23 protein-coding genes and 1 riboswitch are annotated in these 21,545 nt (G+C 40.1%); of the genes, 22 read left to right on the top strand and 1 reads right to left on the bottom strand.

What is annotated here, in order from left to right; translation table 11 throughout:
* Positions 1–25: 25 nt before the first annotated feature.
* The 22 genes from B9D94_RS00115 to B9D94_RS00010 all read left to right on the top strand — a co-directional run bounded on the left by B9D94_RS00115 (position 26) and on the right by B9D94_RS00010 (position 20,409).
* Entirely contained in the window at positions 26–661 is a 636-nt protein-coding gene (locus tag B9D94_RS00115) for a cadmium resistance transporter (protein WP_071221992.1), read from the top strand.
* Positions 662–701: 40 nt separating this feature from the next.
* Positions 702–2,105 (top strand): dihydrolipoyl dehydrogenase, encoded by a 1,404-nt coding sequence (gene lpdA, locus B9D94_RS00110; protein ID WP_119851493.1) that lies wholly within the window; start codon positions 702–704, stop codon positions 2,103–2,105.
* Between the two features lie 84 nt (positions 2,106–2,189).
* The gene (locus B9D94_RS00105; protein ID WP_028407066.1) at positions 2,190–2,555 is read left to right on the top strand and encodes an ArsR/SmtB family transcription factor; all 366 of its coding nucleotides are present in this window, start codon (positions 2,190–2,192) and stop codon (positions 2,553–2,555) included.
* Positions 2,556–2,840: 285 nt separating this feature from the next.
* On the top strand, positions 2,841–3,686 hold the full coding sequence (locus B9D94_RS00100; RefSeq protein ID WP_071221991.1) for a cytochrome c oxidase assembly protein: 846 nt from the start codon (positions 2,841–2,843) through the stop codon (positions 3,684–3,686).
* 63 nt (positions 3,687–3,749) lie between these two features.
* Positions 3,750–4,463, top strand: a complete 714-nt coding sequence (locus B9D94_RS00095) for a cytochrome c biogenesis CcdA family protein (RefSeq protein WP_071221990.1) — start codon at positions 3,750–3,752, stop codon at positions 4,461–4,463.
* Positions 4,464–4,562: 99 nt separating this feature from the next.
* Complete coding sequence (locus B9D94_RS00090) at positions 4,563–5,246, top strand: DsbA family protein (RefSeq protein ID WP_071221989.1); 684 nt, start codon at positions 4,563–4,565, stop codon at positions 5,244–5,246.
* Positions 5,247–5,696, top strand: coding sequence for a disulfide oxidoreductase (locus B9D94_RS00085; protein WP_119851494.1), 450 nt, complete (start codon positions 5,247–5,249; stop codon positions 5,694–5,696). It begins immediately after the preceding gene.
* Positions 5,697–6,075: 379 nt separating this feature from the next.
* Complete coding sequence (lgt, locus tag B9D94_RS00080) at positions 6,076–6,981, top strand: prolipoprotein diacylglyceryl transferase (protein ID WP_083397703.1); 906 nt, start codon at positions 6,076–6,078, stop codon at positions 6,979–6,981.
* A 253-nt stretch (positions 6,982–7,234) separates the two neighbouring features.
* Positions 7,235–7,368, top strand: a riboswitch (cyclic di-AMP (ydaO/yuaA leader).
* Positions 7,369–7,371: 3 nt separating this feature from the next.
* Complete coding sequence (locus B9D94_RS00075) at positions 7,372–7,848, top strand: C40 family peptidase (protein ID WP_071221985.1); 477 nt, start codon at positions 7,372–7,374, stop codon at positions 7,846–7,848.
* Positions 7,849–8,112: 264 nt separating this feature from the next.
* A complete protein-coding gene (locus B9D94_RS00070; RefSeq protein ID WP_119851496.1) occupies positions 8,113–9,150 on the top strand; it encodes a flavin-containing monooxygenase in 1,038 nt (345 codons plus the stop codon).
* A 128-nt stretch (positions 9,151–9,278) separates the two neighbouring features.
* Entirely contained in the window at positions 9,279–9,653 is a 375-nt protein-coding gene (locus B9D94_RS00065; RefSeq protein ID WP_071221983.1) for an ArsR/SmtB family transcription factor, read from the top strand.
* Between the two features lie 182 nt (positions 9,654–9,835).
* Positions 9,836–12,004, top strand: coding sequence for a heavy metal translocating P-type ATPase (locus B9D94_RS00060; protein WP_071221982.1), 2,169 nt, complete (start codon positions 9,836–9,838; stop codon positions 12,002–12,004).
* Between the two features lie 364 nt (positions 12,005–12,368).
* Complete coding sequence (gene qoxA, locus B9D94_RS00055) at positions 12,369–13,292, top strand: cytochrome aa3 quinol oxidase subunit II (protein WP_071221981.1); 924 nt, start codon at positions 12,369–12,371, stop codon at positions 13,290–13,292.
* Between the two features lie 24 nt (positions 13,293–13,316).
* On the top strand, positions 13,317–15,266 hold the full coding sequence (qoxB, locus tag B9D94_RS00050) for a cytochrome aa3 quinol oxidase subunit I (protein ID WP_071221980.1): 1,950 nt from the start codon (positions 13,317–13,319) through the stop codon (positions 15,264–15,266).
* The gene (gene qoxC, locus B9D94_RS00045; RefSeq protein ID WP_071221979.1) at positions 15,263–15,859 is read left to right on the top strand and encodes a cytochrome aa3 quinol oxidase subunit III; all 597 of its coding nucleotides are present in this window, start codon (positions 15,263–15,265) and stop codon (positions 15,857–15,859) included. Before qoxB ends, qoxC begins: the two co-directional genes overlap by 4 nt.
* 2 nt (positions 15,860–15,861) lie before the next feature.
* Positions 15,862–16,146, top strand: a complete 285-nt coding sequence (qoxD, locus tag B9D94_RS00040; protein ID WP_036638605.1) for a cytochrome aa3 quinol oxidase subunit IV — start codon at positions 15,862–15,864, stop codon at positions 16,144–16,146.
* 217 nt (positions 16,147–16,363) lie between these two features.
* Positions 16,364–17,059: a pirin family protein gene (locus tag B9D94_RS00035; protein WP_148246118.1), complete on the top strand. Its 696-nt coding sequence runs from the start codon at positions 16,364–16,366 to the stop codon at positions 17,057–17,059.
* Positions 17,060–17,258: 199 nt separating this feature from the next.
* Positions 17,259–17,684, top strand: a complete 426-nt coding sequence (locus B9D94_RS00030; protein WP_071221977.1) for a BlaI/MecI/CopY family transcriptional regulator — start codon at positions 17,259–17,261, stop codon at positions 17,682–17,684.
* Complete coding sequence (locus tag B9D94_RS00025) at positions 17,677–18,537, top strand: M56 family metallopeptidase (protein WP_071221976.1); 861 nt, start codon at positions 17,677–17,679, stop codon at positions 18,535–18,537. Before B9D94_RS00030 ends, B9D94_RS00025 begins: the two co-directional genes overlap by 8 nt.
* Positions 18,538–18,714: 177 nt before the next feature.
* On the top strand, positions 18,715–18,969 hold the full coding sequence (locus B9D94_RS31830) for a copper resistance CopC family protein (RefSeq protein WP_148246117.1): 255 nt from the start codon (positions 18,715–18,717) through the stop codon (positions 18,967–18,969).
* 52 nt (positions 18,970–19,021) lie between these two features.
* Positions 19,022–19,330, top strand: a complete 309-nt coding sequence (locus B9D94_RS00015; protein ID WP_148246116.1) for an LPXTG cell wall anchor domain-containing protein — start codon at positions 19,022–19,024, stop codon at positions 19,328–19,330.
* Between the two features lie 482 nt (positions 19,331–19,812).
* Positions 19,813–20,409, top strand: coding sequence for a copper resistance D family protein (locus B9D94_RS00010; protein WP_172963863.1), 597 nt, complete (start codon positions 19,813–19,815; stop codon positions 20,407–20,409).
* 114 nt (positions 20,410–20,523) lie between these two features.
* On the opposite strand, the gene B9D94_RS31825 is transcribed toward B9D94_RS00010, so the two are convergent.
* On the bottom strand, positions 20,524–20,919 hold the full coding sequence (locus tag B9D94_RS31825; protein ID WP_367613773.1) for a transposase: 396 nt from the start codon (positions 20,917–20,919) through the stop codon (positions 20,524–20,526).
* Positions 20,920–21,545 lie beyond the last annotated feature (626 nt).

Below are 21,545 nucleotides of genomic sequence, written 5' to 3'. Positions count from 1 at the left end.
CCCCATATAGAAAGGAGAATCATCCATGACTATTACGCAACTCTTATCGGCCATTGGTACCTTTATCGTAACCAACATTGATGATATTTTTATCCTCATGATCTTTTTTGCCCAAATTGATAAAGTGCGTCATATGCAAATTGTAATTGGTCAGTATCTTGGATTCGGACTTTTAGTGATACTGAGCTTACTTGGCGCTTTTGGCTTTACTTTTCTACCACCAGAGTGGGCTGGGTTTCTTGGCTTGATACCGATTTATCTTGGTATTCGAATGTTCTTCACCAAAGAGGAAGATGAGGCTGAAGAAGCACTGGAGAAGTTAGGTGATGTAAAGGCTCAATTAACGGGTAATCGTTTTTTTGGTCCATTGACTGCTAAGGTAGCAGCGATTACCTTTGCGAACGGTGGAGATAACCTAGGAATATATATTCCTTATTTTACAACCCAAAGCAGTGACTCACTCATTTATATCGCGCTCGTTTTCCTGGTTATGGTTGCGGTCTGGTGTTTCTTGGGTTATCGTCTAGCGAGTTTCCCAGCTATTGTGAAGATATTGCAGAAGTACGGTAATGTTATCATTCCGATCGTTTTTATCGTTCTGGGTATATCCATCATGCTTCATGGTGATGTTTTAGATGTTATCAGAAGCTCTTGGAATTAATAATACAAACATTTTATAAACAAAGATGGAGGAGATTAGGATGGATCAAGCAAATCAGCACTTTGAATTGTTGGTAATTGGCGGGGGATCAGGTGGATATGTGGCTGCAATCAGAGCAGCTCAACTCGGGAAGAAAGTATTATTGGTTGAAAAATCAGAACTTGGCGGCGTTTGTTTGAATTGCGGGTGTGTACCATCCAAAGCATTGATCTCGGCAGCCCATAGACACGAAGATATGCATAATCCAGGAATACCCGGACTAACAGCAAGGGATATAGAAATTGACTTCTCCCAAATTCAGCAATGGAAGCAGAAGGAAGTGGTTGATCGGCTGAAGTCAGGTATTCATTCGCTAATGAAAAAAAATAAAATTACGGTTATCAAAGGGGAAGCAACATTTATAAGTGACCGTGAAGTACAAGTATCAAATAAGCAGGAAAGCTATCATGTTCATTTTGAAAACTGTATCGTCGCTGTAGGTTCTCGTCCGATTGAATTAAAACCATTTCCTTTCGGAGGACGTATCTTATCTTCGACGGAAGCTTTAAGCCTCACTGAAATCCCAAAGCGTATCATTATCATCGGTGGAGGATATATTGGTATTGAACTTGGACAAATGTTTGCAAAATTCGGTACAGAAATCACGGTGTTGGAAGGGGCCAGTACCATATTGCCAGGGTTTGAGAAGGATATTACACGTATTGTAAGTAAGAACTTAAGTTCTTTGGGCGCTACAGTGTATACAGATGCGATGGCTCAGTCAGTTGAGCTAACGGAGAATGAAGTTACCGTAACGTTTACCGTAAATAATGAAGAAAGACAAGCGACGGCTGATTATGTACTAGTTACAGTCGGTCGTAGACCGAATACGGATGGTGAACTTGGTCTCGATAAGATTGGTGTTAAATTAGGAGAACGAGGACTTGTTGAAGTCAATGAGTCAGGTCAAACCAGTCTACCACATATATACGCGATTGGAGATATTATTCCAGGACCGGCATTAGCTCATAAAGCCTCATATGAAGGGAAAATCGTAGCAGAAGCCATTGCAGGACTTCCAAGTATTTTTGACTATAAAGTGATTCCTTCCGTTGTATTTTCTGATCCGGAAATTGCATCGGTCGGCCTTTCTGAGCTCGAAGCTAAAGAGCAGGGGGTTGATGTATTGACAGGTAAATTCCCTTTAGCTGCTAACGCTCGAGCACTATCTTTGACCTCAGCTGAAGGGTTTGTAAAGTTAGTAGGGGATAATAAGACAGGTCTTGTGTTAGGTGGACAAATTGTAGGGACCAACGCATCAGATCTGATTCCGGAGATCGCATTAGCCATTGAACTGGGTTCAACCTTAGAAGACATTGTGCTTACCATACATGCTCACCCAACACTTGGTGAAATGACTGCAGAAGCGGCTGAAGTTGCTCTTGGACATCCTATTCATATTTAGTTTGCTGCGTATTGGCTTTTTTGACAACCATCCGTAACTGAAATATGATAATACTCAAATGAGTATGAGATTGAGGTGTTACACATGTCAACGGAGGATACTTGCGATATATTTTGTTACGACGAAGATAAAGTGAGACGTGTTAAAGCAAAGTTGAGTAATCATGATTTTCAAAATATGTCCCAAATTTTTAAGGTCATTGCCGATCCTACACGGTTAAAAGTCGCCTATGCCTTATGCGATGAGGATGAGTTATGCGTCTGCGATGTGGCCAATATTATTGGTTCTACAATGGCGACAGCATCCCACCATTTACGACTGCTTAGAAATATGGGGATCGCGAAATACCGTAAAGAAGGAAAACTTGTGTTTTACTCACTAGAAGATATGCAGTTAAAGCAGCTGATAAAGCTAGCTGTAGACCATCAGTCAGAAAGTATTCAGTTTTGAACCTAGTTTATCCAAAGAGGACCAGTTCTGTTCAAATGAATATATTGATTTCTCATATTAATGGACGGAATAGAAACGGGGAGATTGAACTCATGTAGAGTGCAGATCTTCCCGTTTCTTTGTTCATTTCCTTGGTGAGTCCTAAAATCAAGTGGTAGATACACATATTATATTCAGTTCAGTAAGTTGACAAACAATTGTAATAACCAGTAACCTTGAGTTTGTAATATACTATGTTGTGTAGTCTTTTAACTGTTTGATACGGAAAAGGAGTTATTGCCATTGATGAATCAGAGTGTATTAACACATTTCAGTTTTTCAGAATTATGGGGTCCGCTCGTATTTTTTATAACCGTTTTATTATCTGTAATCTACTTGTTATATGTTGGTCCATTACGTAACCGCTTTTATGAGAGTGAACCCGTTAGAACCGGACAAAAAATATGGTTTATTTCGGGTTTGTTTACGTTTTATATAGCGGTTGGAAGTCCAATCAATGCGTTTAGTCATCATGTGTTATTTAGCGCTCACATGTTGAAGCAAGCTTTATTATACTTTATTATGCCGCTGTTTTTTTATTTAGGTACGCCATCATGGTTAATACGCCCTTTATTAAATACCAAGTTTTCCTCGAAGTTTCTCTCATTTTTTAGTCGACCTATCTTAGCCATGTTTCTATTTAACTCTGCTTTATCCTTATATCATTTCCCAGTAGTTTTTAATAAGCTGATGGAGATCCCATTCCTAGGAGGCTTATATCATGTTTTTTTAGTGATTGCGTCATTTCAGATGTGGTGGCCACTCATGTGCCCTGTACCGGAATTTGATAAACTATCCAATGTAAAAAAGTTAGGGTACATTGCAGCCAATGCAATTCTGTTATATCCAGCATGTGTAGCCATAATTTTTGCCGGCAACATTCTTTATGATCCATATGTGAATGCTCCACAACTACTTTCATTTTTGAGTCCCATTGATGATCAACAATTAGGTGGGATTATCATGAAAATGACGCAAGAGGCCGCATTTGTAGTCACACTTGCAATCATTTCAGCAAGATGGTATCGGAAGGAGAAACATGATGACCCCATTGAAGTTTATGATGTGAAAATTGACTCATCGAATACTTAGACCACAAGCATTGCATAATTCCCAAATAATTGATTTTTTCTCATTGCAGAAAGGAAGTTAACTATGGGCCCAGACAATTTGACTCTATGGATAGCATTTGCAGCAGGATTTTTGTCTTTTATATCTCCTTGCTGTCTTCCGCTCTATCCATCCTATATATCTTACATTACCGGGATTTCTGTTAAGGAGTTAAAGGATGGTAAGGGGATCATGCAAAAGAAGGCTTTTGCTCATACCATATGCTTTATGCTAGGATTCTCTGTCATTTTTTTCGCATTAGGGTTATCAGCCAGTTTAGTAGGAGATTTATTTTCAAATAATCGCGAATTGATTCAAAAATTAGGCGGATTATTAGTGATTGTCATGGGATTAATCATGCTTGGAGTTATTCAGTTACAGATTTTAATGAAGGATAGGAAGTTTCAAATCAAGCATAAACCGTCAGGATATCTTGGATCCATATTAGTTGGATTATCATTCTCTGCAGGATGGACGCCGTGTATCGGACCCATTCTTTCAGCCGTTTTAGCTATGGGAGTTACAAATCCTGAAAAGGCAGTGGGCTATATTAGCGCATATACGCTAGGGTTTGGAATACCGTTTCTTATTATGGCTTTTTTTATTGGCAGATTAAAATGGATCTCAAGGTACTCTTCACTAATGATGAAAATTGGCGGAGCGATGATGGTGCTCACGGGAATATTGCTTTACACAGATCAAATGACCAAGATCACCATCTGGTTAATTGGGTTATACGGCGGATTTACAGGTTTTTAACCTAATCGAGATGTGGAGTTAAGGCGGTGATAAACATATAAAACGGCAAGTAAGTAACATCTAAAAGGTCACTAAACGAATAAATAGCTGAGGTGAAACATGAATAATAAGAAGAAATCATCAAGAAATCTAGTTATCTTTACCATCATCATTGTAGGGCTAATGGTAGCTTTGGTTTTGATAAACCAAAGCAGTCAGAAATCAAAAAGTTCGGAAGGGGCATTCGATAATCCACCGGTTACGGAAAATCAGCCTACCCTAGGAGACCAAAATGCAAAGGTTTCAATCGTGGAGTTTGGTGATTACAAATGTCCCTCCTGCAAAGCGTGGGGGGAGAATATAATGCCACAACTTTCGAAGGACTTTATCGAAACAGGACAAGCATCATTCTCCTATATTAATGTTCTTTTTCATGGTGAAGAATCAAAAACAGGCGCACTTGCTGCAGAAGCGATAATGCTGCAAGATCCTGACGCATTTTGGACATTTCACCATGAAGTATTTAATGCACAACCTGCAACAGAGGAGCATGATAACGCATGGCTAACCCCAGATAAGGCGCTGGAGCTTGCTAAAGAATATACGCCCAATATTGATCTAGCGAAGCTTAAAGAAGATATGGGAAGTAAGCAGATCGAAGACCAAGTTAGTTTAGATGAGGAATTAGTCCGTGAATATAATATACAACAAACACCAACGATTATGATCAATAATGTTATGGTATCGAACCCGTTTGATTATGAGGAGATATCTTCCTTAATCAATGCGCAACTTAAGGAATAGATGGGAGAGGATCGAGTAGTGGTACGTGACAAAACAATATATTTAGCCTGGGTTGTCGCACTTACAGCAACGCTTGGAAGTCTCTATTTTAGCGAGATAAGAGGATTTATTCCTTGCGAATTGTGCTGGTATCAGAGAATACTAATGTATCCACTCAGTATCATTCTAGGAATTGCGGCTTTTTACAGTGAGACAAGGATAAAAAAATATGTGCTTCCATTTTCGATTTTTGGAGCATGCGTTTCATTATTTCATTACTTGGAGCAGAAAGTCCCTGGATTTGCGGAGATCAAGCCCTGCACGAACGGGGTGCCGTGTAATGTACAATACATTAATTGGTTTGGTTTTATAACGATTCCTTTTCTCGCATTAGTAGCCTTTATTTTAATTACAATCTTAATGATACTTACAAGATCTGAGACTGGTGTGAACCCAAAATCAGGTTCCTAACAGCTAAAAAAACACCAAAACCACTACTAGAATCAGTACTAATGAGATAATAGTTGTTAGCGTTGCACCAAGTAACCAGGACACTTTGTTCTTCACGAAAAGGGATAATAGTAAATGGATGACAAACGGACAGATATAATATGCTATCAAATGAACGGTATTGTTGAAATCGATAAAATAGATATCCGTCAGAAAAACGATACTAATCATAGTAAACAGTAACAGTGAGCTTAAAATCATAATCCTAGGCTTGAGAAGTGAAAGAAAAGTATCATTGTTCAAAGTGTATCGCCTTCCTTATGTAAATATAGGGTGTTTAATTAATTATGAACTACTCAATACATCGGTTACAAACGATGTGGGATTGAGGTGAAAGGATTTGTACGAGGCGATTAATCCAATTGCATTTCGATTAGGGCCAATTCAATTATACTGGTACGGGATTATTTTAAGCGTAGCTGCACTCATAGGTCTTATCGTTGTTATACAAGAAGGCAAACGGTATCAGATCCATCCGGGGTTCTTTTTGGATATGGTACTTGTAGGCGTGCCATCCGCTATCGTCGGGGCTAGAGCTTACTATGTCGTATTCAAGTGGGAAGATTACCGCAATAACTTCTGGGACGTTTTCAAAATATGGAATGGTGGAATCGCCATTTACGGAGCTTTAATCGGAGCGATTATGGCTATGATTTTTTTCTTTCGTTTGCGTGGCTATAATTTTTGGCGCATTGCAGATCTATGTGCTCCGGGATTGATTATAGGACAATTGATCGGGCGTTGGGGAAATTTTATAAATCAAGAAGCTCACGGAGGGCCAGTATCTGAGGATTTTCTCAGAACAACATTACATCTGCCTAACTTTATTGTCAATCAAATGAATATCGAGGGTGTCTATTATCATCCGACCTTTCTGTATGAGTCCATATGGAATTTTGTTGGTTTGTTGTTGCTCTTATGGTTGAGACGTCAGCCTTTTCTACGTTCAGGGGAATTATTTTTGACTTATTTCACTTGGTATTCCATTGGACGGTTTTTTATCGAAGGACTGCGTACCGACAGTTTAGCTTGGTATGCCTCTAACTGGCTTGCAGCGTTGATGAAATTGCTTTGGTCACCGATGGGGCTTTTGTTTCACGAAGGCGAAATGAGTTATGGTACTGTTCGTGTTTCGCAGCTATTAAGTGTCTTGATTGTCCTTATTGCCATAAGCCTTATTGCAAACCGAAGGTTTAGAAAACATCAGGAACGATATGCAGACCCAATCGCCAGCAATAGACCTTAATTAATTTAATATAAGAGGCAGTCGACCTTGGTTCGACTGCTATTTATATTTCGAACCTCTGCAAAAGTATTACAGTATTGTTTTATTTGCTTCTGCGTTCAAAATGAATTCTTTTTGAATAATGTCCTGATATAAGTCCAATAGGTACGGGATTTGAACAAATCTTAACATTAATTTAAGGAGGGAAAGAATTCTAATGATAAGATTGACAATCGAGAAAAAATGGACTACATTATGTAGGGTTACAAAAAATTCATAAATTGTGCCGAATTTCGTTTTTGAAAACGGGGGAACCATTTTTGGGTGAATTATTCTTGTAGTAAAGGGAGTATAGGGATCCTTCTACCGAACCCTCAGCTAACTCCGTAGGCATCGAAGGGAGAAATAATCTTGAAGAAAATTTTACTGTCGTTGTTAGGGTCTGCCATTATATTATCTTCGGGAGCAGCCAGTGCGTTTGCAGATAATCAACCTAAGTTGACTACTGAAGTAAGTAAAGTCGTTGGAACACCCTATAAATGGGGAGGTACAACTTCAAGTGGTTTCGATTGCTCCGGCTTTATTCTTTACATTTTTGATAAATTCAACTTAGATTTGCCACGTACATCGAGTGCTCAGGCCAAAGTGGGTACTCCAGTCTCAAAAGCTAATCTGAGACCGGGTGACTTAGTTTTTTTTAATACGAGTGGCAGGGGAATTTCTCATGCTGGAATCTATATTGGCAATGGTCAATTTGCACATTCGTCCAGTAGTAAGGGTGTAAGGATAAGTAAACTGTCAGAAACCTATTACAAACAACGTTATGTAACTGCAAGAAGAACCATTAGTCAAAAAAGTTACATGATGATGGTCGGAAGTTACAACTGAAATAATTAAAATGAACAAGCCCTTCATAAATGAAGGGCTTGTTTTATGATTTCAATTCAATGTTACCCTCATAGGTTTGCAATCGTGTTTCCTTCTTAGACATACGTTTGTACTTATAATTAAGTGTACAAAACACCAAATACTTGATGCCTATATAGAAGATCTACATTTCTGCCGATACTCAATATTGAGATATTCATTATTGATGAATAAATGCTCATATGATACTTTAAGTAAAAATATTATAGGAGGTATGATATTTATATGTTAGATACTATTGTCATCGGTGGAGGTCAGGCCGGGCTTGCGGCTGCTTACTATCTCAAACAAAATTCAGTGAATTTCCTCATCCTTGATGGTCACAGGGAGGTTGGTGATTCATGGAGAGACCGCTATGATTCTCTTCATCTGTTTACGCCAAGAATGTATAATAGTTTACCTGGTGCTCCCTTTCAAGGTGATCCTCAAGGTTTACCACATAAAAATGAGGTTGCCGATTATTTGAAAAATTATGCGAAGCGTTTAGAACTTCCTGTTCAAAGCAATACACAAGTTACATCATTAAACATGAACAATGGAATCTTTGAAGTCTCCACAACGAAGGGTACGTTTAGATCAAAAAAAGTTATAGTAGCCACCGGTCCTTTTCAGAAGCCACTAGTTCCTTCCTTTCATGACAAGCTTGGTGATGCAGTTATACAATTACATTCTTCTGAATATCGAAATAAGAACCATCTCAAGGAAGGGGGTGTTCTTGTTGTAGGTGCAGGAAACTCTGGGGCCCAAATTGCCAGTGAGTTGGCAGATGATTTTGATGTGCATCTGTCTGCAAGCGGTGAGATCCAGTATAAACCGTTACATATTTTCGGGAAGAGTATTTTTTGGTATTTCGACAAGGTGGGCTTTTTAACAGCAAACCGCAAAAGTACGTTAGGTAAATGGTTGCATGCAATGCCAGAACAGATTTATGGAAAAGAGTTAAAGCTGCTCATTCAACAAGGAAGGATACAACTTCATGCAAGGACGGAAAAGATAGTAGATCAAACGGTGTATTTTCAGAACGAAGAATCTCCCATACATATCGACAACATTATCTGGGCTACAGGTTTTAAACGTGATGATCACTGGATAGATATAGAAGCGGCATTTAAAGATGGGCATATTGATCATATGGAAGGTGTATCCGTTGTAAAAGGACTCTACTTTGTTGGATTACCGTGGCAAACATCAAGAGGGTCAGCGCTGCTTGGATGGGTGAAGTATGATGCTAAGCGTATTGTTGATTATCTACTGAGAGAATAAAAATAGGGTAGAAGTCGTTCGAGACTTTTTCTTCTGACAAAATTCGGATTGTTAATCGTAATCCTTTCGTTTTTTGTGCCTTTGCTATAAAATAAGTGGTAATGGTAAATAGGATGGTGATTACGAAAATGGAGCAGAAGGATCCCTTGATTGAAGATTGTGACACATCATGCTTTGGATCAGAGGCTGATTTAAAACAAGTTAAGGCCGAAATGATTGATGAGCAAGCAGCTGTTCAAGTGGCAGACTGGTTTAAAGCCTTCAGTGATCCTACTCGGGTTAAATTGATCAATGCTTTATTGCAGAAAGAATTATGTGTCCATGATCTCTCTGTATTACTCGAGATGGGACAGTCAGCGATCTCGCATCAACTGCGATACCTTCGTAATATGAGGATCGTAAAACGTCGTAAAGTGGGCAAGACGGTGTTTTATTCATTGGATGATACGCACATCGAGCAGATTTTTACACAAACCCTACAACATACAATGCATGGAGAATAACATGAAAGCACCCGCAGTCAGCTGCTGGTGCTTTTTTTGATGTGTTTAGAAGTCTTCACCTAATTTAGAGGAGAATGTACGAAATAATTGACAACTAAGTTTTCATTTGAATATAATGAGTTTAAATAACATATGAATAATTGTTCATGTGTGTACGGCAAGGTTGGTGGAAAGGAGATTATATGATGGAAGCTCAACAACAAAGGGTTAAAAAAGAATTGATATTAGAAGGATTAGATTGTGCTAATTGTGCAATGAAAATCGAAAATGGTGTTAAGAAAATTGAAGGTGTAAGTTCCTGTTCCGTTAATTTTGTAACGAAGACACTAACGATGGAAACTGCGAACGGACAGGTTGAAAACATTGTATCGAAAGCCAAGGAGAAAGTGAAAACACTAGAGCCTCATATCCGAGTAATTGAAAAGAACAAATCTGCAGCAGGGGCCTTACATTCAGAGGACAGTCACGGTCATGAAGATGATCACGGACATTCTCATGAACATGGAAATGAAAATACGAAACGGATGTTAATTCGTTTATTGTTTGGTACCGCTATTGCTGCGGTTGGCTTATTTTCTTCTTTCTCCGGTTATTTAGAATTTGCACTGTTTGCAGTAGCTTACATTGTTATAGGTGGAGATATTGTCTTTCGGGCAGCTAGAAATATTGTTCGCGGCCAGGTTTTTGATGAAAACTTCCTTATGACGATAGCAACACTTGGTGCTTTCGCCATTCAGGAATACCCTGAAGGTGTCGCCGTGATGTTGTTCTATCAGGTTGGGGAGATGTTCCAAGGGATCGCTGTAAATCGTTCTAGAAAGTCCATCAGTGCTCTTTTAGATATTCGCCCTGACTATGCAAACCTTAAAATGGGTAGCGATACAAAACGTGTATCTCCGGAAGAAGTTAAAATCGGTGACTATATTGTCGTAAAGCCAGGCGAAAGGGTACCTTTGGATGGTAAGGTCATTGAAGGGATGTCAGCGGTGGATACCTCTGCATTAACTGGTGAATCGGTTCCAAGAGAAGTGGAACCAGGTCAAGATGTTCTGAGTGGATTTATTAATAAGAATGGTGTGTTAACGGTAGAGGTGGCCAAGGATTTTGGTGAATCTACAGTTTCAAAAATTCTGGATCTAGTTCAGAATGCCAGCAGTAAAAAAGCACCAACAGAAAATTTCATAACAAAGTTTGCCCGCTATTATACACCAGTGGTAGTCATTATTGCGGTATTGCTCGCTGTGCTACCTCCTCTTATTATAAGTGGAGCCACATTCACTGATTGGATTTATCGTGCTTTAGTATTCTTAGTTATTTCATGTCCTTGCGCTTTAGTTGTTTCGATTCCGCTCGGATTTTTTGGTGGTATTGGAGCTGCTTCGAAAAAAGGGGTATTGGTTAAAGGAAGTAATTATCTCGAAGCTCTTAATGATGTCAAATACGTTGTTTTTGATAAGACGGGGACCCTTACAAAAGGAGCATTTACGGTAACCAACATCCATCCCATGGGCGAGATTTCTAGAGACGAGTTGCTCAAATATGCGGCTTACGCCGAAATGCACTCTACCCACCCGATTGCAGAATCAATAAGAGCAGCATACGCTCAGGAAACACGTGAAGAAGAATTGGAAGGATACAACGAGATATCTGGTCATGGCATTCAAGTAAAGGTCAGTGGAAAAGAAGTCTTGGCCGGTAATGCGAAATTAATGAAGAGAGAGCAAATTCCATTTGATCAACCTGAAGATTTAGGTACTATCGTACACATTAGTATTGATCGAGAATATGCAGGGTATATTGTCATTTCGGATGAGGTGAAAGAGGATTCTGCAGAAGCTATTCGCTCATTGAAGGAACTGGGCATTAAGAAGACGGTTATGCTAACCGGGGACTCCAAAACTGTAGGAGAAGCTGTGGGACGCAAACTCGGATTAGATGAGGTACATGCTGAACTGCTTCCACAGCATAAAGTAGAAGAAATTGAAAAGCTGGATCAACAGAAAACATCAAAAGAGAAAATCATATTCGTTGGAGATGGTATTAACGATACACCTGTATTAGCTAGAGCGGATGTGGGAATTGCAATGGGTGGACTCGGTTCAGATGCGGCCATTGAGGCTGCTGACATCGTTATTATGACAGACGAACCATCCAAGATTTCATCCGCCATTCGTATTGCGAAGAGAACCCGAAGAATCGTGTGGCAAAATATTATCTTCGCACTTGGAGTTAAAGCCGTGTTCTTGTTACTTGGAGCCTTTGGCATTGCAACGATGTGGGAAGCCGTTTTCTCCGACGTTGGGGTAACACTCCTCGCTGTATTAAACGCAGTTCGTGTCATGAAGAGTTAAAATCAAAGAGCCGTAAGCGGCTCTTTTTTTATTTCATAACCATAGTACCTTCTTTAGCAGTTCTATAACCAGCAAGCTCGAAAGGATCAAAGGGTTCGGATGTTATCTCCTGGCATTAGGATATAAACTATCTAACAATACAGAGCGTGGTTGTGAATATTCTGAGGCTGATTTGTGTTGAAAAGGTGAATAAAGCGTGAAAGAGTTATGACAATCGCCTAAAAGACCACATTGCGTAGTCTTAATTATATACAATGGTTTAAGCACGTATAAGTCGACAGGAGGAGTGAAGGAAAGATAACTATTGAGTGCGATCTGATAATCTAAAAACGTATGACTTGAATTTATGAGAAAGGGGTACTTCATGAAAACAAAATGGGCAACGTTATCATTGATTTTTATTTTTGCTACTATTCTGACCGGTTGTGAGCCACTTAAGGTCTTAGATCCGAAGGGACCGCAAGCTCGTACAACAGCTGATGTCATTATGATATCCATATGGACCATGGCGATTGTTGTTGTGGTTGTGATTGCACTTTATGTTTCGATTATAAGGAAGTATCGAGCCTCCAAGCAAAGTGATGAGTATGAACCTCCTCATATTGAAGGAAGTCTCAAACTCGAAATACTCTGGACATCGATCCCCATATTAATCGTAGCTTTCCTTTCGTTTGTAACGGTGAAATCCACTTATGAAGTGGAAGCTATCCCTAAAGGATATAAGGAGGAGCCTTTAGTCATATACGCATCTTCTTCCAACTGGAAATGGCATTTTAGTTATCCTGAAGAAGATATTGAAACCCTAAATTACTTGTTTATCCCGACTGACAGACCGATTCAATTCAAACTGTATTCTTACGGACCCATATCGAGTTTTTGGATTCCCCAGCTCGGTGGACAGAAGTATGCCATGGCTGATATGGTAAACACTCTAAATCTTGCAGCTGATGTGCCAGGTGAATACACCGGCCGGAATGCTAACTTCTCTGGTGAAGGGTTTGCTCAACAGACGTTTAGCGTAAAAGCACTTTCTCCAGAAGAATATGATGATTGGGTCACTGAAGTTAAAGCAACAGCTAAACCTCTCACCGAAGAGAAATTTAACGAACTGCTCGAACCAGGACATCTTGGACAGTCCACATTTACAGGAACACACTTAGGCTTTTCACCACCTCCAGCAGGGCACCATCCTTCAACCAAAGAAACGGATGCTGAAGGTGATCCTCCAACTGACGAAAAAGGCAAAGAAAATCCTGATGAAAGCAATATGAGTAACATGAACCATTGAGTTCAGCAGAAAGGAGACAGGAGCATGGATTTTTTCGATCGATTTGCCGTCCCCAACCCGGGGCCGACAATTTATGCCTCAATGGTTGCTATAGCTCTTACCGTTTTCGCGATAATCTTTGGCTTAACCTACTATAAAAAATGGGGTTACTTATGGCGTGAGTGGTTAACAACGGTTGACCATAAACGTATTGGTATCATGTATCTCATATCTGCTCTGCTGATGTTATTCAGAGGCGGCGCAGACGCGATTATGATGCGTGCACAAACGGCTGTACCTGATAATAATCTTCTTGGAGCCCAAGAGTATAATGAAATATTTACAACCCATGGGGTTGTCATGATTATCTTTATGGCGATGGCATTTATTATGGCTTTAATGAACTTTGTGGTGCCACTTCAGATTGGCGCTCGGGATGTTGCATTTCCGAGGCTAAATGCCTTAAGTTATTGGTTATATTTTTCCGGTGCCATGCTATTTAACATTTCTTTTGTAATCGGTGGATCTCCTGATGCTGGTTGGTCATCTTACTTCCCTCTTGCCGGGAACGAGTTTAGCCAGTCCGTAGGAACGAATTACTATATGTTCGCTCTTCAAATTTCGGGCATGGGTACTTTGATAACGGGGATCAACTTTATCACGACGATATTAAAAATGAGAGCACCAGGTATGACCTTGATGAAGATGCCCATGTTCACATGGTCCGCGCTGATTACTAACCTTATTATTGTGTTTGCGTTTCCTGTCCTAACCATTGCGCTCATCATGGGGACAATGGACCGATTATTTGCCACCAACTTCTTTACAACGGCAGATGGCGGCATGGACATGCTTTGGGCTAATTTGTTCTGGGTTTGGGGTCATCCAGAAGTCTACATTTTAATCCTGCCAGCATTCGGTATTTATAGTGAGATTATTTCTACCTTTGCTCGACGTAATCTCTATGGCTACAAATCCATGGTAATATCCATGGTTGCCATCTCTGCACTTTCATTCTTAGTTTGGGTACATCATTTCTTTACAATGGGTCAGGGAGCGCTTGTGAACAGTATCTTCTCGATTACGACTATGGCTATAGCCGTACCGACGGGGATCAAGATATTTAACTGGCTATTCACCCTTAGAAAAGGGAAAATTGTTTTTACGGTTCCCATGCTGTATTCCTTAGGGTTTATCCCCATTTTCACCATTGGTGGAGTAACCGGCGTCATGCTGGGAATGGCCAGTGCGGATTATCAGTACCATAACACCATGTTCTTAGTGGCCCACTTCCATCTGGTTATTATTCCAGGAGTCGTATTTGCGATGCTTGCGGGTCTTACTTACTGGTGGCCAAAAATGTTCGGCTTTATGCTAAATGAGAGAATCGGGAAATGGGCATTCTGGTTTATTGCAGTAGGTGTTTGTGTAACCTTCTTCCCTATGTTTATCTCTGGCTTAGACGGACAGGCAAGACGAATGTACACATATTCAGAGTCTACCGGATTTGGTCTGTGGAATATGATTTCATTTATTGGAGCAATTGGGCTGTTAATCGGATTTGTACTCATCGTGTATAACATCTATTACAGCACTCGATTTGCATCAAGAGATATTCCGGCTGATCCTTGGGACGCTCGATCATTAGAGTGGGCGACACACAGTCCAGTACCTGAATACAACTTTGCTGTAATTCCAACGGTAAATTCAACTGAAGCGTTCTGGGATTATAAGAAGAAAGGATTCAAACTTTTCAGAAATAAAATTGATCAAATTCATATGCCGAATAATAGCGGATTACCATTCATCATGGCGATTATTTTCTTCGTATGGGGATTTGCACTAGTCTTCGCTATGTGGGGCGTCGCCATTGCAGCTACAATCGGCATTTTTGCTTGTTTGGCGTATCGCTCATTTGAAAAAGATGATGGACATTACATCCCCGTTGAAAAAATTATTGTTACTGAAAAAAGATTGGGGGAGGTTAGAGAATGAAAACAGATCCATCGCTCCCACTAGAATATGGAACAGAACAAAACCGACTCAATATTTTTGGATTTTGGATTTTTCTTGGGGCTGAAATCGCACTCTTCGGAACGCTGTTTGCTTCTTATTTTACACTAGTTAATCGAACAGGCAGCGGCCCGACAGGTGCTGAATTATTTGAAATCGCCCCAGTAATAATTGAAACTATTTTGCTTTTGGCAAGCAGTTTTACAATCGGATTAGGCATACATGCTATGCGCATAGGAAGACCAAAAGCAATGATCACATTTTTTCTGATTACGTTGCTTCTCGGATTAGGCTTTCTAGGTGTCGAAATATATGATTTCTTTGTGTACGTTCATGAGGGGGCTACTCTCCAGACTAGCGGTTTTACTGCGATTCTATTTACTACCTTAGGTATTCATGGGGCGCATGTTGCGATAGGTTTAGCTTGGGGATTGTTCATTATCATTCAAATAAAAAAGCATGGATTAACTCCAGCAACCACGAATAAAGCATTTATTTTCTCTCTGTATTGGCATTTCCTTGACGTTGTTTGGATTTTTATCTTTAGCTTCGTCTTCCTGAAAGGAATGATGTGACCATGAAAGAGTTATTCCCGCGAAAACAAGTGATCGGTTTTGTATTTTCACTTGTCCTGATCGCCGCTGCCCTTACGGTATACTTCCTGGATATGTCCTTCGCGGTCGGGGCCACCATTCTTCTTGTTACAGCGTTCATTCAGGCAGCTATACAATTAGTTGTGTTTATGCATGCTGGTGAAACGGAAGATAAGAAATCAATATACACAAGTCTGTATTATGGGATTTTTATTGCTTTAGTCACGGTATTCGGTACACTTCTGACATTAATCTGGGGTTATTACTGATTAAATCAATGTGCAAGTCGGACTGCAGGCGGCTACTTCTTGATTGTGTTCAATAAGTAGTCGCTGATTCCAATTCGAATGTATCTATAAGTAAGTCAGCAGCTCTCCCTGAATGCTTTTTGGTGGCGTATTCTTCATTCATACGAGTTGAATTGTTTTAACAGGGGCTATATATGAACATTCACATTTATCCATCTCGTAATCAAGGGTTTATGGAATGGGGGCACAATTAAACGGTCATATACCCGTCAGTTGTGGCAAAACACCGGACGAAAAGGAAGTGGGTCCTCTGTTTTACTGGAACTGGTTTCGAGTAAGTGATTATTTTAGTTCCCCTATGCAATATCATCATCGGTACGAAATTTTGACTTATATACTACAGGGAACAATGGAACATGACGTTAAAGGGAAGGTCTATAGAGTTAGTCGGGGGGGAGTCCACGTACTGCAGACTGCAACGGGGGTATGTCATCAAGAGCGTTTCTTAGGTGCCCGAGCACATGGATTTCAAATATGGTTTGATCCGAAACGCCCCCAAAGTGTTAGAGATCTTCCGCGCCATCGTGGGTATCATTCAAGTGAGTTTTTTGTGAAACAAAAGGGAGGTGTGAGAGTTCGTCAGATCATTGGTGACAATTCCCCAATTACGCTAAAAACAGATGTTTCCATGATAGATTTGGAGCTTGAACACAGGGCATCCACGTCATTAACCCTTGCACCGTTTCGAGTCATGACCCTGTTTATCGTTGAAGGCCAAGGGAATCTAAATGATGGTTTAGGCCACTTTCAAAAAGGGGACTTTGTGGTGGTTTATTCCACAGAAAGTGACACAGAAGCTGTACATCTTCAAACTTCTCACAATGGTTACCTTCGAGCCGTTATTGTTGACGTAAGGCGGGATGATTTTACTTAAGCGCATATTCAGGTCTGGGTAAAGCTATTTGTCGATTTCAGTTCCGAGACCGATTAAGATATTTTTTTATTCCTATAAAAAGGATCCTCATCCAGTTGAATGAGTGTTATTGGCATATTCCCAAAGATGATTTAAAGTATAGTAGTCGGTTTAAAACATCATACTATGATATTAATCAACTTGGAAAAGGTGGATTATCATGCGAATAAAAAAGATTAACATGGATGAGGAAGGTCTTAATCGTTTTTTCGGCTCGTTAGAAGCGAAAATTATGGATATCATATGGGCAAAAGGTAGAGTAACAATAAAAGAAGTTCACGAGATGATTGATGATGAGAATCCGATATCGAAAAACGCTGTAATGACAGTCATGACAAGACTGGTCGAAAAGGAATATCTCATTAGAGAATCATCGGGTAAAGGGCGGGCAAAGGTGTCACATTTTTATGCCCCCCAAACGAAAGAGCAATTTATCACTGAGCAGACACGAGCTGTTACAGACAGTCTCTTTGCGGACTTTGGTACATTTTTGGTCAAAAATTTAATCGATAATCTAGACAGTGCTGACCCTGATTTAATCAAACAATTAGAGCTAAAGTTGAAGGAAATGAGACGAGATGAATAAACCAAGTGATTTTAGTCATAATCCGAAAATATCCTTAACCATTGCTTTACTAATCTGTGCAACTGTCTTGCTTCAGATGGGTTACAATGTCCTTCACCAAATTAAAGATGTGCCGTTCGATTCCGATATTACCCCATTGATGATGTCTACCATTCGAGATGCATTGTTTAATCATGAGATTTTTATAAATGCTTTTATTGCGTATTCACTCATCATTCTTAGTTATCAAACCATAAAGCAAATTTTTCTATATCGAAGTTGGGGGAAATTCGTTAGTTCTAACGAATTGCCTGAATTGTCTATTTACTATACAGAAAAAAACGTAGATTTGAATTGTAAGGTCAAAGTAGTCTCAGATTCAAGAAAGATTGCAGTGACGTCAGGTCTCTTTAAGCCCTACATCGTGCTATCTACCGGTCTTATCAACCATTTCAATGATGAGAAACTAAATGCAATTATTTTGCATGAATCATTTCACTGTTTAAGGCGGCATCCTCTTCATAATGTAATGTTATGTATCGGTTCTAAGAGTCTTATTTATGTCCCGATCGTAAAAGAGCTGGTTCAATACTATCAAATATGGATGGAACTGAATGCAGACCGATTTGCAATTGCAAAGATGGGGAGTGAGTCGCCTTTAGGCCATGTACTCCTTGATTTAATCAAGAATCAAACCGTAAAAACTCCGGGTTATGGTGTGCACTTCTCACATACCGCGATAAATTATCGAATTCAGCAGCTGATGGACCCAGAGCGTCGATTACAAGTGATGGTATTTAGAAAGAAAGCTTTGTATGCTTCCCTGATTGTGCCGGTATTGATGGGAATCATCATTATCATGGAATGTATTTAATTCGTACCTAATTAGTTTTATGAAGTGCGCAACAATCTAACAGAGTGAATTTCTGCATAAGAAATTCACTCTGTCTTAAATTTGTCAGAATTAGAGTTTTAACATTATTGAATGAACATATCTTCATGTGTTAGTCTGATAGCAATGTTAATTTAAATTTGAAAGGGTTGCTTTATTATGATAAAGAAAATAGGTCAGCACATAATAATAGGGATGATGTTTGCACTTGTTTTTGCCTTCCCAACCACCATATTTGCACATACTCAATTGGAAATGTCATCACCCAAAGAAGGGGAAACCGTAACGACGGAACTTAAGGATGTATCCCTGCAATTTGACACGAATATTGAAAAACTTAGCTCTTTAAAATCATTCATGAATCGAAACAGGAAGTGCCTCTTGATCAAACTACGATTGAGGGGAATACGATGACAAGGCATATTATGGATGGGACTGCTCTTGAAAATGGTACGTATACCATTGAATGGAGAATTGTTGGAAAGACGGTCACCCTATAGAAGGAAAATATGACTTTATTGTTAATATCAAAGCAAAGGAGCCGGTTACAGAAACCAATGAGAAGGAACCGGAAATAGCAGATAAAGAGGCTGTTTCTGAGCCAAAGGAAACTCCTGAGGTGACATCCGAAACGGCAAGCAGCAATCAAGCGAATACGGAGTCGGACATAAATCAAACAGGAAAAAGTAATATTTGGATTTATTTTGTGGTTGGTATTATGATCATCCTTATTATAGCTGGAGTAGGAAGAGTAATAACTCGGAGGAAAAAATGAATTGGTATTGGATAGGGGAACCCATACTTTATAGTTGCTTAGCTATCTTATTCGGGGGGCATTATCGTCCCACGTATTCATACACAAGTTAAATTCCCTGCCAAATTATTAATCATAGCAGCAGTAGGAGTCGCAATCTTTTCGTTCCTACGGTTCTCAGATTGTCCTCTTCTTCTCTGATGATGCTGGTTTTGCACTTATATTTAAGAATGTCATGCTGTTTTTCTCGGAAGGGAAAGCATATATTTGGACTGTGATATTCACAGGCTTATTTATCAGTATCGTGTTGGTGAACAACGGAGTTAATAATAGAGGAACCAATAAAACAGCTCTTACGGGTTATTCTTACTAGCGATTGGTATTATCGGACTCTCTCGTGGTCAAGCCATGCATCCTCCAATTTTGGAATCATAGGTTTTTGGACACAATTTTTACATTTGCTTTCTGTGAGCGTTTGGGCAGGAATTCTGGTTGTTGCTGGCATGTTTATACCCAGTAAAACAGATGAGTGGAAGGTGTTTTTAAGATGGTATCATCCGCTCGCAATTATCGCTATGGTTATCATCCTTGTATCCGGATTACTTTTAAATATGAGAACAGATCCTGATTATGTGAACTCTTGGATCACTTCATATGGCCAATCCTTATTGTTAAAACATCTATTCGTGATTCCACTTTTGGTCATTGCTTTCTTCAATGGTTTCTTAGTAAAAAGGAAGCTAAACCATACGGATTTCAATCCTAAAAAGTGGGTGTTGGTTGAGGGAATCATTATTCTACTGATCTATACCGTTACAGGCTATATGAATCAGCAGCCAGCCCCTCATGATTTAAATCCTCAATTGATGGAATCATCAGCATCCAAGTTATATATGTGGTTGATTCAAGGAAAAGGAGTGCGGGTTCCTGTTGAAATGACATGGAGTCCGATATCTGTGTTCCTCTTTATAGTGGCACTTTGTAGTATCGTTTCAATGTACCTGTTGTTTAAGAAAAATAAGAATGCTTACGCTGCTCTGATATGTGCCTTCATATTTACGTTTGTTTCATTTGTAGGGTTTATGACCTTAATATCCTGAGCTAAGACTTTAAATGAAATTACTTATCAAAAAGGAGCTGTCCCATAAGTAGTTTAAAGTCTATAAGGGATAGTACCTCTCATCGAAAAAGATGAAGAACGGTCGTTCAGGAGCTTATTCCTGAACGACCGTTTTCGCTTTTTGGCTTATGGTCGCTTGCTTCAGCAGATTATGGGCAAGCGAAAGCCACCCGACCTCCAGGCTCACTTTTGGCAAGCTTCGAAGCAGGAAACGCCGGAATCCCCGGTTGTTCTTTATTTGCCCAAATACACTCTCCACCTCCGTCATGCGCCGGACGGATAATTCGCGACCTTCTTCGCTCCGGAGTTTCTCTCTAGCTCTTTCTTTGTAGCGAAGATAGGTCATACTCACCTGTATTTCTCGATTTCCTTTCGCTTTGCTACAGCGATCTTTGAGCGGACATTCTGCACAGTCCGCGCTGCGGTAATGCCGTATTCGTATTTCATAGCCGCTTTCGTTCTTTTGCTTACTCTCACGTTGGAAGTGCAGCGTTCGACCGCTCGGACACAGCCAGGCACCCGTTTCTTCCTGATAAGTCCAGTTGTCGAGTTTGCCTTCGAATTTTCTTTGTGAAAAGTATTGTACTTCACCAGTGCCTCGCGCTCTTCTTTCTCTAGGTAAGCATAGTTTTCTTCACCGCCGTAACCGGCGTCCGCAATTATGGTCTTCGGTAGTTCGCCAAGGTTAGCTTTTACTTTCTCCAAATGCGGGATGAGGCAGCGCGTGTCTGTTGGCCGCTGATGCAGTGAATAGCCGATAATGAACTGGTTTTCCGTACCCACCTGTACATTGTAACCGGGCTTGAGTTGGCCATTGCGCATATGGTCTTCTTTCATCCTCATAAAAGTTGCGTCTGGGTCAGTCTTGCTGAAGCTGTTTCGATTGCCTAGCAGCTCTCGTTGCATTTCGTACTTCTGCTGCCGGGGAAGCAGGTCTTTGCGTAGTAAGCGGACAGCTTTCTTGATGGGCTTATTCTTCGGCTCTTCTTTCAGTTTTTGTTCGAGCCGGTCCATGGCCTTCTCCAGCTTCGAACTGGTTAACTCGCTCGCTTCGCCGAGTTCGGCAGAATCTTTGCCGCCATGTTCCGCTTCTTCCAGTAACTCTTGTTGTTCAAT

It is taken from the genome of Paenibacillus sp. Cedars, assembly GCF_003184205.1.
In the GTDB taxonomy this organism is placed as follows: Bacteria; Bacillota; Bacilli; order Paenibacillales; family Paenibacillaceae; genus Paenibacillus_AQ; species Paenibacillus_AQ glucanolyticus.
This window is presented reverse-complemented; position numbering and strand designations above follow the sequence as displayed.